We start from the raw sequence: 13,343 nt of genomic DNA, 5'->3' as shown, positions 1-13,343 counted from the left end.
ACCGTACACTCCGGACCACTATCCGGATGAGCGACTGGGGGTCGCGGTGAGCGGTAACAAGGTATTGGTGTCTGGGGCAAGCATCGCGGGGCCCGCGCTGGCGCATTGGTTGAGCCGGCGGGGCGCCGAGGTGACCGTGGTGGAGCGGGCTGAGGGGTTGCGTCCCGGTGGTCAGGCGGTGGACGCACGCGGGGTGGCCAAGGAGGTCATCGGGCGGATGGGGCTGGACGCGGCGGTGCGCGCGGCCCGCACCGACACCGCCGGCGCGCACTACGTGGATGTCGACGGGAACATCCTGCAGACCTTCAGCGCCGAGGACGACGGCGGCGACGGGTTCATCGCGGACATCGAGATCCTGCGCGGAGACCTGTCCCAGGTGCTGTACGACGACACCCGCGACGGTGTCGACTACGTCTTCGGCGACCGGATCGCCGAGCTCACGCAGGAGGCGGACGGGGTTGACGTGACCTTCGCGAGCGGCGAGCGGCGGCGCTTCGACCTGGTGGTCGGGGCCGACGGGCTGCACTCGGCACTGCGCGCGATGGTCTTCGGGCCGCGTGAGCAGTTCATCCGCCACCTCGGGCTGGTGCTGGCCTTCTACAGCGTGCCCAACGAGTTCGGGCTGGACCGCTGGATGATCGACTACCAGGAACAGGAGACCGGGCGCTCGGCCGGACTGCGACCCATCCCGGACGCCACCCGGGCGATGGCCATGTTCTCCTTCCCGGCGGCCGACTTCGAGGTCGACCACCGCGACATCGAGGCGCAGAAGCGCTTGCTGCGGGCGCAGATGGCCGACCTGGGTTGGTTGAGCCCGCGCATCCTCGCGCACCTGGACGACACCCCGGACTTCTACCTCGACCAGGTCGCGCAGGTGGTGATGGACCGCTGGTCGAACGGGCGGGTGGGGCTGATCGGTGACGCGGCGTTCTGCGCGTCGCCGATGTCCGGGGCGGGCACCGGGCTGGCCCTGGTCGGTGCCTACCTGCTGGCCGGCGAGCTGGCCGCCGCCGACTGGGACCCGGCCGCCGGGTTCGCCGGCTACGAGGCGCGGATGCGCTCGTTCGTCGAGGCCAACCAGGAGATCGGCCGGCTGCACGTGCAGAGCCGGGCCCCCGGATCGGACGAGGGGTCGGATGCCGAGCCGGACATGGACGCGTTCACCGCGCTGATCGACCGCGCGATCAACGGCGTCGAGCTGCCCGACTACGCCGGGGTGCCGGACTCCAGGGCCGCGGCGTCGTCCGCCACGTCGTAGGCCGTGTCGGCGGAAAGCCCGAGTGCCCCGCACACGGGCTTTCCGCCGGCTTCAGCTCTTCGTCCCACCCGCGGTCAACCCGGCCACCAAGTGCTTCTGCGCGAAGAAGAACACGATGCCCGCCGGGATCGTGATCAGCACCGCCGCCGGGGTCAGCAGGTCCCACAGCGGCAGCGCTGGCGGTCGCGGCACGAACGTCTGCAACCCGTACGCGAGGGTGAACTGGTCGTTGGTGTTGAGGAACGCGCTGGCGTAGGCGACCTCGCCCCACGCGGTGAGGAACGTGTAGAACGCCGTCACCGCCAGACCCGGCCGGGCCAGCGGCAGGATCAGCCGCCAGAACGTGCCGAACGGGCCGAGTCCGTCGACGCGTCCGGCCTCGTCGATCTCCGCGGGGATGGTGTCGAAGTAGCCCTTCAGCATCCACGTGCAGAACGGCACCGCCACCGTGCAGTACGCGATCACCAGCGACGTCGGCGTGTTGATCAGCTCCAGCGACGCCATGATCGAGTAGATCGGCACGATGAGGATGGCCACCGGGAACATCTGCGTCACCAGGAAGGTCCACATCAGCGGCCGCTTGCCCGGGAAGTTGAACCGCGAGATCGCGTACCCCGCCGAGGCGGCCATGGCGATGCCGATGATCATGGTGAACGCCGCGATGATCGTGGAGTTCCAGAACCAGCGCAGGAAGTCCGTGTTCCCCAACAGGTTCGAGTAGTTGGCTAGCGTCGGTTCCTTGACCAGTGTGATCTCGTCGGACTGGATCCACTGCTTGGGTTTGAACGACGACAGCAGGATCCAGAGGATCGGGAACACCGCGATGAAGCTCGCCACGATCAGCGCGGCGTGCAACGCCAGCGACTTGCCGATCGGTCGCTTGTGGACCTTCTGCCCACGCACTGCCTGGCTCACCAGACCTCACCCTGCTTGCGGAGGAAGTACCGGTAGCCCACCGAGTACGCGATCAGGACCGACAGGATCAGCACGCCGTACGTCGCCGCGATCGAGTAGTTCCTGATGCCCTCGAAGGCTTCCTTGAACGCGCCGGTCACGAGGATCTCGGTGCCGCCGGCCGGGCCGCCGCGGGACACGATGTAGATGATCGGGAACATGTTGAACGTCCAGATCGTGCCCAGCAGGATGATCGTCGCGCTGACCGAACGCAGTCCCGGCAACGTCACGTTGGTGAACCGCTGCCACGCCGTCGCGCCGTCGATCGACGCGGCCTCGTAGAGCTCGGCCGGGATCGACTGCAGGCCACCGAGGATCGCGACCATCATGAACGGCACGCCGAGCCACACGTTCACGATGATCACCGCGGTGAGCGCCTTGGGTGTCGAGTCGAACCAGTCGTTGGTCGAGCCGAGCAGCTTGTTGATCAGCCCGGCGTCGCGGTCGAAGATGAACTTCCACGCGAAGGCCGACACGAACGCGGGCACGGCCCACGGCAGGATCAGCACGATCCGGTAGACCGAACGGCCGCGCAGCGGCCGGTTGAGCAGCATCGCGAGGCCGAGCCCGATCGTGTAGTGGAAGATCACGCACGCGAACGTCCAGATCAGCGTGATGCCGAACTGCGACCAGAACCGGCCGATCTGGCCGGTCAGCAGCTTGACGTAGTTGTCGAGCCCGACGAAGTGGGCGTGGTTCGGGTTCGGCGTGCAGACCTGGCCGCCACCAAGGGAGAGCTGGCAGATCTGCTCCGCCTGGTTGGCCTCGGTCGTGTTGGTGAGCGAGAGCCAGATCGCCTGCACCATCGGGTAGAGCACCAGGATGGCGAGCACGACCACCACCGGGGTGACCATGGCCCACGCGTACCAGTGCCGGCCGACGGCGGTCCTGAGCGACGTGCGCGATGACGAGGCCCGCCGGCCGCGCCCCTTGCTGGGGCGGGCCGGCGGGGTCACCGCTTCGGTGACGGTGGTCATCGCCGGGTCAGCCGCCGGCGTAGTCGGGGACGACCTCGGACTTGTAGGTCTTCGCGACCCCGTCGAGCGCGGTCTGCGCGTCCACGCCCTGCACCATGATCTTCGTGGCGGCCTCGTCCATCGGCGCGAACAGCTGGCCCGCCTCGGGGATCCACGCCCGGCCCACGCCGGAGTCCATCATCGGCTTGAACTCGGCGATCACCGGGTTGGTGACCTTGGCGTACGCCGAGGCGCGCGGCGGCAGCAGGCCGATGTCGTTGGCGACCTGGGCCTCGGTGTCGGCGCTGGTCATGAACTTGATGAACGCGATGGCGGCGGCCGCCTTCTCCCGCGGCATGCCCGACCAGACCACGTAGTCGTGGCCGCCGACCGGCGAGCCGGACTTCTTGGTGCCCGCCGGGACCGTGGTGAGGCCCAGGTTGTCCAGGCCGCCGAAGCCGTCGGCGGACTTGATGTTGTTGAGCTCCCACGGGCCGTTGACGATCATCGCGACCTTGCCCGACTTGAACGCGGTCATCATCGCGTTGTAGGCGTCGGTGGCCGGCGGCTTGGTGAAGCCGGGCTTCTTGACCAGCTCGGCGGCCTTCTTGGACCCGGCCACCGCCTCGGGCGCGTTGACCACGATCTTCTTCTGCTGCGCGTCGACCAGGTCCCCGCCCTCGCCGTAGATGAAGGGCAGCAGGTAGTAGCCGGCCGGGTTGAGGAACGTGCCGTCCTTGCCGGTCTTCTGCTTGATGGTGGCCGACGCGGTGACCATCTCGTCCCACGTCTTCGGCGGCTGCACACCAGCCTGCTGGAGCAGCTTCTTGTTGTACATCAACGCAAGCGAGTCGGTGACCTGCGGGACGCCGTAGGTCTTGCCGTTGAACTTGGTCGAGGCCAGCGGCACCGGCAGGAAGTCCTGCTGGTCCTTCACCAGTTCGGTGTCGTCGAGGTTGTAGAGGTAGCCCAGCGACGCGAACTCCGACACCCAGCCGACGTCGGCGCGCAGGATGTCCGGGGCGCCGGACTTTGCCTTGGCGGCGTTCTTGAACTTGTTCTGCGCCTCGCCGAAGGGCACCGACTGGTAGTTGACGTGGACGTTCGGGTACGTCTTGTTGAACTGCGCGATCAGCTTCTTGAACTCGGGTGCCTCGTTGGTCGCGTCCGAGGTGTCCCACCAGGTGAGGTCGGCCTTGACGGTCGCGGGGTCGACGGCCTGGGTTGTGGGCGTTGATTGCGCGGTCGGGGTGTCGCTCCCGCCGCACGCTGCGAGGGCGAGCGCGAGTGCGGATGCCGCGGCAACGCTGCCTAAAGCACGGCGCATGAAACTGATCTCCTTGCTCGAGGGATGCCCTGTGACGCCGCTCACGCGCCACTACTGGGCAGGTGCAGACGGTAGCAAGGGTGCCTCGCGCTGTGAAGGCCGAGTCAGCAAACTCTTTCGTGCGCGGGTAGTGAGACGGTTCCCCACCTAAGTGCGTGCTGACCTGCGGTCGTCACCTCGTCGACGGCATGGGTGGTGCCGACTGATGGCCGGTTGCTGCAAGTTCTTGCAAGAACTGCGGTCAAGCGTCGTTCGAGAACGGCGAGCGGCCGCCACGCTCGATGAACCGGTCCACCTCGGCGGTGAGCACGGTCAGTGGGACGCTGCCCAGGCTCAGCACCTGGTCGTGGAACGCGCGCAGGTCGAAGCGGCCGCCGAGGGCGGCCTCGGCCTTGCGGCGCGCGTCGAGGATGCACAGCTGGCCGAGGTGGTAGGCGGTCGCCTGGCCGGGCCAGGCGATGTAGCGGTCGATCTCGGTGCCGATCTCGTGCTCGGCGATCGCGGTGTTGTCGCGCAGGAACTGCCGCGCCCGTTCACGCGACCAGCCCAGCGCGTGGATCCCCGGGTCGACCACCAGCCGGGCCGCGCGCCACATCTGGAAGCTCAGCATGCCCATGACCTCGAACGGGCCGTGGTACATGCCCATCTCCACGCCGAGCCGCTCGGCGTAGAGCGCCCAGCCTTCGCCGTAGGCGGAGAGGTAGACGTGGCGCCGGAACTGCGGCAGGTGCTCCTGCTCCATGGCGAACGGGATCTGGAACGCGTGCCCGGGCGCCGCCTCGTGCAGGGTCAGCGACGGCAGCGAGTAGAGCGGTCGCGACTTCAGGTCGTAGGTGTTCACGACATAGCGACCGGCGCCGCCGCGGCCGAACGTGTAGAACGGCGCGAGGTCGGCCGGTGGTTCCTCGATGCCGAAGCGCATCCGCGGCACCCGGCCGAAGTAGTCGTGCACCACGCCGTCGAACTCCTTCGCGTGCCACGCGGCGGCGCGCAGGAGTTCCTGCGGGGTCGTGGCGTAGAACGACGGGTCGGTGCGCAGGTGGTGCAGCAGCGCGGGCAGGTCGGCGAACCCGGTGGCGCGGACGATCTCGTCCATCTCGGTGCGGATCCGCGCGACCTCGGCCAGGCCCAGTTCGAAGATCTCCTCGGGGCCGAGCGTCGTGGTCGTGTACTCGCGCAGTTGGGCGCGGTAGAACTCGCGGCCATCGGGCAGGTCCGACGCGGCGATGCCCTCGGGCAACGCGGGCAGGTATTCGCCGAGGTAGAACTCGAGCAGGCCCGCGTAGGCGGGCATCACCGCGTCGGTGACGGTGCGCTTCGCCGCATCGAGGATCGCCTGCGGGGAACCGGCGAATGCCTTGTAGAACACCGTTTCCTCGGCCGACGAGGCCTGTGCCACGCTGCGGATGGTGGCGTCCCGGCCCCGCATGGTGATCTTCGCCGGGCCGAACCCGCGCGCGACGCCGGCCCGCATGTTGGCGATCTGCTGGGCGAAGTGGCGCGGGAGGTCGGCCAGCTGCGCCAGGTACGCCTCGCGTTCGGCGTCCGTGCGCAGGACCCGGGCGGCGCGGCCGCTCACGCGGCTCCAGAACGCCGTGTCGGCGTTGGCCGGCCACTGCTCGCAGTGGAACGCCTCCTGGTCGAGCAGGGTCCGCAGCTGATCGAGGTAGACCGCCTTGTTCGTCTGCTCGGCGGGGGAGAGGTGCGCGTCCGGGATGGCCGTCACCTGGTCCACAGTGGACTGCCAGCGCCGCCGCCGGGCCGCGCGGGCCTCCTCGCCGACGTCCGGCAGGAAGGCGTCGACCGGGCCGGTGGCGTCGAAGACCTGGCGGCCGAACTGCTCGACCCGCCAGTCCCATTCCTCGGTGTAGAGCGCCCGGAGCCGCTCGTCGGCGCTTGCGGTGCTCACGGTGTTCAGGGTGTTCACGGCGCCGGTCGCGTCCACGGCACCCGCCGGCCGGTGAACGCCGCCAGCCGGTCGAGTGCGGGTGCGTCGTCGTCGATCGGTTGTGGCCGGCCGAACCGCCCGCCACGAGACTGGTTCGGCAACTGCTGCCGGGCGAACTCCAGCGCCTGCTCGACGAGTTCGTCCGGCAGGTTCGGCGCGATGCCGGTGGCCTGGCCCAGGTCCCAGGCGTGGGTCAGCAGGTCCGCGATGCGCCACCGCATCCGTTCGCGGGCCGTCGTGACGCCCAGCGGCGATTCCTGCGTCTTGTCGAGGGTGCCGGGCCGCGTCACGACCTCCTGCAACGCGGCCGCCGCGCGACGCCACGCCTCGGCCGGGTCGTCGCCGAGGTGATCGGCGTCGCGATCGGGCGGCGGGTCTCCCTCGATCATCGCGACGAACCCGAGGTTCGCGCCGACGAGGTGGCCGACGACGTCCCGCACGGTCCACTCGGTGCAGGGGGTCGGTGCGTCCCACTGGTCGCGCGCGATCCGGTCCAGCAGTTCGGTCATCGCGGCGGACGCCCGGGCCAGGTCGTCGGTGATCACGAAATCAGTCACGGCACGAAACTACGGCACCGGGCTACGGCATGGAGATCGCGGAGCCGAGGGGACACGGGACCGAAATGTCCTGGTTCGCGGGCCGTTCGCTTGACACGATGCGCCCATGGAGATGCGACTCGAAGTCATCGGCATCCCGGTCTCCGACGTGGACCGGGCCAAGGAGTTCTACGTGGACAAGGTCGGCTTCGGGCTCGACCACGACATCGCGCCCGGCCCGGGCATGCGGGTGGTGCAGCTGACGCCGCCCGGCTCGCCCTGCTCGGTGGTGATCGGCGAGGGCATGCCCCTCGGCGAGCCCGGCAGCACCAAGGGCCCGCAGCTCGTGGTGTCGGACATCGACGCGGCGCGGGCCGAGCTGGCCGGTCGCGGCGTGCCGATCAGCGACGTGCAGCAGCTGGGCCCGGAGGGCGCGCCGGGCTCGCGCTTCGCGTTCTTCACCGACCCGGACGGCAACGGCTGGTCGCTGCAGGAGATCCGCCGGGACTGACGGCCGGACGGCTCCCGACCCGCGGTGGTGGCGGGCCGGGAGCCTTCGTCACGCCGGGCCGTAGACCTCGGTCCACGCCGGCACGCGCGGCTTCACGCGCAGGTGCATGCCGGCCTCGGCGGGCAGCCGGTTGGCCTTGCGGGCGTTGCAGCTGCGCGAGCTGCCACCGCAGCAGGCGACGGTGTTCAGCCAGCTGGTCCGCTCACCACCGCGCGAGAGCGGGACGACGTGGTCGACGGTGTCGGCGTGCTTGCCGCAGTACGCACACTTGAAGTCGTCACGGCGCAGCACCCCGCGTCTGGACCACCGCGGCGGGTGCTTGTAGCGCCACTGCATCACGACGTAGCGGACGAGGCGGACGACCTTGGGCAGCGGGAAGTGACCGAACTTGGAGCCGGTTTCGGCCTCGTGGATCTCGGCCACGTTGCGCATCAGCATCCGCACCGCGTGCGGCACGGACACGGTGTGCAGCGGTTCCATGCCCGCGTTGAGCACGAGTACCCCCATGGCGGACACCTCCCATTCGCCCGAAATCGACTTCCCATCGCCTGTCAAATCCATTTACCGGTTATTATTCTGTCCCGTTCCCGGAATACCGTCAATGTCATTTCGCAGGTGGCGGGCATGACGAGCGGGTGAAATCCGTTCTGCTCGAGCCGCGCTACCTCTTGTCCGGCGGTCTCGGCATGGCCGACGAACCGGGCGGGCCCACCGAGCCGGTCCGCGTTCGTCGGTGGGCAATGCGAGGATGCGTGTCTCGGACGAGGCGCGAGGAGCGTGTGACGTGGACCGGCGCGTGGTGAGCAGCCTGGACCTGGACTCGGTTCAGAGCCACGACGACCTCGTCCGCGAGCTCGACGCGCTGCGGCGCCGGGCGGCGCAGGGGACCGGCAAGGCGAAGCTCAGCCTCAGCGACCTCGCCGAGCGGGTCGGCCTGCCCCGCTCGACCATGCACAACTACATGACCGGCCGCACGCTCATCCCGGTCGACGTGCTCGACCGACTGGTCATCTCGCTCGGCGCGGCCGAGGACGACCAGGCGCGGTGGGCCGAGGCGTGGTTCCGGGTCACCGGCGCCACCGGCGGCCGGGCCGCGAACGCGGCGCCGCTGCTCGTGCCGCGCCAGCTGCCGCCGGCCACCCGGCTGCACGGCCGGGAGGTCGACGTCGAGGCGCTCGCGAAAGCGGTGCAGGACAACGACGACGAGGTCGTCCGGCCGGTGGTCCTCGTCGGCCCGGGTGGCGCGGGCAAGACGGTGCTGGCCGTGGCGGTCGCGCACGCGGTCAGCGGCGCGTTCCCGGACGGCCAGGTGTACGTCGACCTGCGCGGCGCGCACCCCGATCCGGTCGACAGCCACGTGGTCGCCGGGCGGATCCTGCGGGCCCTCGGCGTGCCCGGGCCGCAGGTGCCGGACGACCCGGACGAGCGGCTCGGGATGTACCGCAGCGCGTTGGCGGGCAAGCGGGTCCTGCTGTTGTTCGACGACGCCGCGGACGAACGGCAGGTGCGCCCGCTGCTGCCCGCCAGCCCGACCTGCGGGGTGCTCATCACGTCACGACGGGCGTTCGGTGGCCTGTTCGACGCGGTGCGGTGGAGCGTTTCCACGATCGCCGACGCCGACGCGCTCGCGTTGTTCGCCCGGCTGCTCGGGCCCGACCGCGTGGCCGCGGAACCCGGTGCCGCGGCGCGGATCCTGCACCTGTGCGGGAACCTGCCGCTGGCCGTGTGCGTGGCGGCCTCGCGGCTGGCCACCCACCCGGACTGGACGCTGGCCGAGTTCGAGCAGCGGCTCACCGAGGTCCGCGGCCGGCTCGACGAGCTCGCCCACGCCGATCTCGACGTCCGGGCCACGCTCGCGTTGAGCTACCAACTGCTCGACGACCGCGCCCGGCGGCTGTTCCGGTTGCTCGGCCTGATCCGCGTCGCCACCTGGCCCGCCTGGGTCGCGGGGGAGTTGCTCGGCGCGCCGGCCCACGACGTGCTCGACCGGCTCGTCGAGGTGCATCTGGTCGAGCCGGCCGGCCGCGACGGCGTGGGCCAGGCGCGGTACCAGCTGCACGACCTGCTGGCCGACTTCGCGCGTGAGCGGTGCGATGCCGAAGAGCCCGCGCCGCAACGGGAAGCGGCGGCGAACCGGCTGGTCGCCGGGTGGCTGGCCCTGGCCGGGCGCGCGGACAAGGCGGTCCCGCACGGCACGCACTACGCCGACGGCCTGACCCTGCCCGACCGCCCCGGCGGGGCGATCGCGACCCTGGACGACGAGTGGTTCCAGCTCGAGCTCCCCGGCCTCCTCGCCGCGTTCGACGACGCCTGCGAGCGCGGGGTGGCGGAGCTGGCGGGTCCGCTGTCGTTGTGCCTGTCCGGCTTCATGACGTTGCGCGCGTACGACGCCGAACGCGAGCGGATGTTCCGCCGGGCCGCCGCTTGCGAACTCACCGGTCCGCTGGCGCTGCGGGTGTTGTCGGCCTGGTACGAGGCCTGTGCGCAGCTCGACCACCTGGACGACCTGCCGGGCATCGCCGAACAACGCCGCACGCTCGCGCGCCGCCTCGGGGACCGCGAGGCGGAGGTCGAGGCGTTGTGGCAGGCCGGGCGGGCCGCCCGGATGCTCGGCGACTTCGGCGCCGCGACCGAGTACCTGGTCGCCGCGCGGGACGCGGCCCGGGCGGGACCGGTCAACGACCAGTTGCTGGCCGGCTGCTTGACGGGCCTCGCCAACGTGTACTTCGACATCGGCGAGACGCGGCGGGCGCTGCCGCTCTACGAGGAAGCGTTGACGGTGCTGGGGCCCCTGCGCGACTCGCGCGAAGGCGCACTCGTCCTGCACCGCTACGCCGAGGCGTCGGTGCACGTCGGCCTGCTCGACCAGGCCGACCGGATCCTGGACGAGGCGATGCGGTTGACCACGTCCATCGGCGACGACACCGGGACCGCGTACATGGAGCTCGTCCGGGCCGACCAACGCCTGCGCGCCGGGCAGCTGGCCGAGGCCGCCGAGCTGGTCGACCAGGTGCTGGTGGCGGCGCGGGTCCTGGACAACGGCTACCTGCGCGCGGCGGCCCTGCGCACCCGCGGCGAGGTGGCGCTCGCCGAAGAGCGCTACGAGGACGCCACGAGCGCCCTGGACGAATCGCTGGCGGTCTGGCAGGAGATCGGGGCACCCATCCAGGTGCTCACCGTCCTCGCCCGACTGCAACTCGCCCGGGGCGGGGCCGGCGACGTCGACGGGGCACGCCGGTACGAGCGGCGGTGTGCCGAACTGATGGCCGAACTCGGCGTCACGGAGGCCGCGCTGGGCCTGCGCTGAGGTCCACAGTGGATCCGCTGGGTGCGTTCGAGAACGGGGTAGGGTCTCCAGGCGTGCCTTCGGATTTCGCCGACTCGGGCATTGCCGGGTTCGTCGCCAATGCCTCGCTCGGCCCGCTCGACGTAGCCGCCATGCGAGCGGGTGTGGACGCGCGTGCCCGGGCGCGTGGCCGCGGCCCGGAGTTCGCCCGGGTCTTCGACGTGCCGGCCGGGCGGGTCTACCGGCCCGACGACACGGCCGAAGGTCCGGTGCTCGTGTGGTTGCACGGTGGTGGCTGGTCGATTGGGGGCGGCTGGTCGATCGGTGGTGTCACACCCTTCGACCGGGTGTGCCGGCGGCTGGCCGCCGCATCCGGGGTGTCGGTGTTCCTCGTGGACTACCGGCTCGCGCCCGAGCACCCCTGGCCCGCCGCCATCGACGACGCCGTCGAGGCGATCGTGTGGCTCACCGCGGCGCCCGCCGAACTCGGCTTCCGGGCGAGCGCGGTCGCGGTCGGCGGGGACAGCGCGGGCGGCACGGTCGCGGCGCAGGCGACGCTGCGGCTGGCGCGCGAGATGCCGGCGCACCGGCCCGATGTGCTCGCGCTCTGCTACGCCAACACCGACCTGGCCGGCGACTACCCGTCGCGTGTCCACAAAGGACACGGCTTCGGGCTGGACCTCGAGGTGACCGAGTTCTTCAACCACCAGTGGGTGCCCGACCGGGCCCAGTGGTCGGCGCCGGGCGTGAGCCCGCTGCGCAGTGACGCGCTGGGCACCCTTCCGCCCACCATCGTCGTGACCGCCGAACACGACCAGTTGCACGACGAGGGCAAGGCGTTCGCCGACCGGGTGGCCGCGGAGCACGTTCTCGTCCGCTACCGCGACGAACCCGGCCTGATCCACAACTTCCTGATGCTGGACGAGATCTCGCCGGCCGCGGGCGAGGCTGCCGATCGCTTCGCCCGCGACGTCGCCGACCTGCTGCGGCAGATCAGTTCTCCTGCGCCACGCTCTTGAGGTGGGAGGCGACCAGATCGCCGCTGGTGTCGTCGGCGTAAGCCGAGAGCGTCTTGCCGAGATCGGGTGTGGGCGTGCTCTTGTCGGCGATCATGGCCTTGGTGATCTGTGCGCGCCCGATCACCTTGGCCGTTTGCGTGGCGCCCTCCGCGGCCGCCGACACGCCGAGGATGACGCCCATCCAGATGATCACCTGCGACCGGTTGTCGGCGAAGCCCGCGATCTCGACCGGGTAGGTCACCATGCCGATGAACAGCACCACGATCGGCAAGGATGCGGCGACCCGCACCGTGTCGAAGATGACGATCCCGAGCAGGAAGGCGGCGATCGCGCCACCACCGACGGCCATCGCGAACTTCAGCTCCGGGACGAAGTGCACGACGCCGGTCAATCCCAGCACCAGCAGGCCGTCGAGGAACAGCACGAAGGCGGGAATCGCCAGGATCTCGGGTGCCCGCCACTTGCCGCCCTGGCGCATCGCCGCACTGGAGATCACCATCACGATGGCTGCGCCGAGGTAGGCCAGGGTTTGAATGGGCCACGCCTCGTCCAGCCGGTGCTCCGGCAGGATGAAGACCATGATCCAGTACGTCAGGACGAGCAGCACCGTGATGCCCAACTGGCGCCGGGTGAAGAGGAGCTTCGGCCTGCGCTCGGACGGTTCGTCCTCGGTGTCGGGGCCTTTCGGCGGCACCACCCGCGGAATTTTCTCGCCGTTGGGACTCTCGCCGGCCTGGGTTGGTGGTGCCGTGTGTGTCATGGCGTCCTCCGATGCTGCGGTTTACCCGCTAGCCGGTACTCGCTCGCAAGCGCGCCGCCGTTACTCGGACCGCGCCGATCAAATCAAGCCTTCCTGCAAAGCGAAGGCCACGGCATGGGTTCGGTTGCGCAGGTGGAACCGGGTCACCACGTCGTGCAAGGTGTTCTTGATCGTGCGTTCCGAATAGGACAGTTCCGCGGCGATCTCCTTGATCTCCTTGCCCTGCGCGATAAGCCGCAGCACCGTCGCCTCCCGGTCGGAGATCCCCGTGAGCCGCCAGCCCCGTGGGGCCAGCACGTGGTTCTGCAGCCGCGAGACCTGGTTGAGCAGCCGGCCCAGCAGGCGCGGGGACAACACGCCTTCCATCGCCGCCGCGTGCTCGATGGCGTTGGTGAGGCGCTCGGGCGTCGCCTCGGCGCGGGAGACCACGCCGCACACGCCGGCCTCGACCGCGGACAACAACGACGAGTCGTCGGCGCTGGACAGGACCGCGATCACGCGTTCGCTGCCCCGAGCCCGCAACGCGCGGATCAGGTCGAGCGCCGACGGGGTGATCGAGTCGACCACGACCACCGCGACCGACGGGGTCCGTTCGTCCGTTCCGGTGATGACCGACAGCTCCGGACGCGATTTGAGCTGGGTGACGACCCCGGCCTCGGAGATCGGGTCCAGACCACGCACCTGTACCGGGATTCGCTCGAGCATGTGCCACCTCCGCCGTCAAGGGCCGCCGAATTTGCCCGCTGGGGAACATTCTTCGGCGGCCGCTCAACAAGCGCTCAACACGA

At 70.2% G+C, this 13,343-nt stretch carries 12 protein-coding genes; 4 read left to right on the top strand and 8 right to left on the bottom strand.

Annotated features, from left to right (window positions below; all coding sequences use genetic code 11):
- The first annotated feature begins 46 nt into the window (after positions 1 to 46).
- On the top strand, positions 47 to 1,258 hold the full coding sequence (locus EV186_RS12985) for an FAD-dependent monooxygenase (protein ID WP_243754005.1): 1,212 nt from the start codon (positions 47 to 49) through the stop codon (positions 1,256 to 1,258).
- A 51-nt stretch (positions 1,259 to 1,309) separates the two neighbouring features.
- Here the strand turns inward: EV186_RS12985 and EV186_RS12980 are convergent, their stop codons facing one another.
- The 5 genes from EV186_RS12980 to EV186_RS12960 all read right to left on the bottom strand — a co-directional run bounded on the left by EV186_RS12980 (position 1,310) and on the right by EV186_RS12960 (position 7,000).
- Positions 1,310 to 2,173, bottom strand: coding sequence for a sugar ABC transporter permease (locus tag EV186_RS12980; protein WP_208115586.1), 864 nt, complete (start codon positions 2,171 to 2,173; stop codon positions 1,310 to 1,312).
- A complete protein-coding gene (locus EV186_RS12975; RefSeq protein WP_133849471.1) occupies positions 2,170 to 3,189 on the bottom strand; it encodes a carbohydrate ABC transporter permease in 1,020 nt (339 codons plus the stop codon). Before EV186_RS12975 ends, EV186_RS12980 begins: the two co-directional genes overlap by 4 nt.
- Before the next feature lie 7 nt (positions 3,190 to 3,196).
- Complete coding sequence (locus EV186_RS12970; protein ID WP_133849470.1) at positions 3,197 to 4,495, bottom strand: extracellular solute-binding protein; 1,299 nt, start codon at positions 4,493 to 4,495, stop codon at positions 3,197 to 3,199.
- Between the two features lie 241 nt (positions 4,496 to 4,736).
- Positions 4,737 to 6,404, bottom strand: coding sequence for a DUF885 domain-containing protein (locus EV186_RS12965; protein ID WP_208115585.1), 1,668 nt, complete (start codon positions 6,402 to 6,404; stop codon positions 4,737 to 4,739).
- Between the two features lie 14 nt (positions 6,405 to 6,418).
- Entirely contained in the window at positions 6,419 to 7,000 is a 582-nt protein-coding gene (locus EV186_RS12960) for a TIGR03086 family metal-binding protein (RefSeq protein WP_133849468.1), read from the bottom strand.
- 106 nt (positions 7,001 to 7,106) lie between these two features.
- Between EV186_RS12960 and EV186_RS12955 the strand changes: the two genes are divergently transcribed.
- Positions 7,107 to 7,490, top strand: a complete 384-nt coding sequence (locus EV186_RS12955; RefSeq protein ID WP_133849467.1) for a VOC family protein — start codon at positions 7,107 to 7,109, stop codon at positions 7,488 to 7,490.
- Between the two features lie 48 nt (positions 7,491 to 7,538).
- Here EV186_RS12955 and EV186_RS12950 read toward each other — a convergent pair whose 3' ends face one another.
- On the bottom strand, positions 7,539 to 7,997 hold the full coding sequence (locus EV186_RS12950) for an HNH endonuclease (RefSeq protein WP_133849466.1): 459 nt from the start codon (positions 7,995 to 7,997) through the stop codon (positions 7,539 to 7,541).
- A gap of 277 nt (positions 7,998 to 8,274) precedes the next feature.
- Between EV186_RS12950 and EV186_RS12945 the strand changes: the two genes are divergently transcribed.
- Both EV186_RS12945 and EV186_RS12940 read left to right on the top strand, forming a co-directional pair.
- Positions 8,275 to 10,797: an ATP-binding protein gene (locus tag EV186_RS12945; protein ID WP_166659155.1), complete on the top strand. Its 2,523-nt coding sequence runs from the start codon at positions 8,275 to 8,277 to the stop codon at positions 10,795 to 10,797.
- Positions 10,798 to 10,850: 53 nt separating this feature from the next.
- Positions 10,851 to 11,795, top strand: a complete 945-nt coding sequence (locus tag EV186_RS12940) for an alpha/beta hydrolase (RefSeq protein ID WP_133849464.1) — start codon at positions 10,851 to 10,853, stop codon at positions 11,793 to 11,795.
- Here the strand turns inward: EV186_RS12940 and EV186_RS12935 are convergent.
- Together EV186_RS12935 and EV186_RS12930 are read right to left on the bottom strand one after the other, a co-directional pair.
- A complete protein-coding gene (locus EV186_RS12935; protein ID WP_133849463.1) occupies positions 11,770 to 12,492 on the bottom strand; it encodes a hypothetical protein in 723 nt (240 codons plus the stop codon). The two genes, EV186_RS12940 and EV186_RS12935, sit on opposite strands and share 26 nt — an antisense overlap.
- A gap of 141 nt (positions 12,493 to 12,633) precedes the next feature.
- The gene (locus tag EV186_RS12930) at positions 12,634 to 13,260 is read right to left on the bottom strand and encodes a helix-turn-helix transcriptional regulator (protein WP_133849462.1); all 627 of its coding nucleotides are present in this window, start codon (positions 13,258 to 13,260) and stop codon (positions 12,634 to 12,636) included.
- Positions 13,261 to 13,343 lie beyond the last annotated feature (83 nt).

This window comes from Labedaea rhizosphaerae (assembly GCF_004362825.1).
Classification (GTDB): Bacteria; Actinomycetota; Actinomycetes; order Mycobacteriales; family Pseudonocardiaceae; genus Labedaea; species Labedaea rhizosphaerae.
Note: the sequence above shows the minus strand (reverse complement) of the source record. Positions and strands in the feature narration are given on the sequence as shown.